The sequence below is a fragment of the Streptomyces aureocirculatus genome (genome assembly GCF_000720475.1).
GTDB classification, from domain to species: domain Bacteria; phylum Actinomycetota; class Actinomycetes; order Streptomycetales; family Streptomycetaceae; genus Streptomyces; species Streptomyces aureocirculatus.
Map to the genome: position 1 here is coordinate 1 of NZ_JOAP01000201.1, position 242 is coordinate 242.

The 242-nt window shown below is 69.4% G+C and carries 1 protein-coding gene; it reads right to left on the reverse strand.

The features are described from left to right. Nucleotides 1-228: hypothetical protein (locus IG78_RS43705; protein ID WP_037687855.1), on the reverse strand; the 228-nt coding region annotated here is incomplete at its 3' end. Between the last annotated feature and the right edge of the window lie 14 nt (nt 229-242).

Genomic DNA, 242 nt, shown 5'->3' on the forward strand with positions numbered 1-242 from the left:
GCCGATCGCGATTGCTGAAGGCGAAGGGCGCCGGGCCGCCGCATAGGCCAAGAGCCCGAGGGGGACGAACATGGCGGCGTTGGCGGCCTGCAGCACGAGGATCATGTGCCGTTCGCCGGCCTCCATGTGGTCGAGGCCATTGAGCCACAGCCCTTCGCCCGGGACCATCGCCACGTAGGGGACGCCGGAACCAAGGGACTGGTCCGGGATGACGGTGAGCGCCAGCACCGTAGCCAGGCACG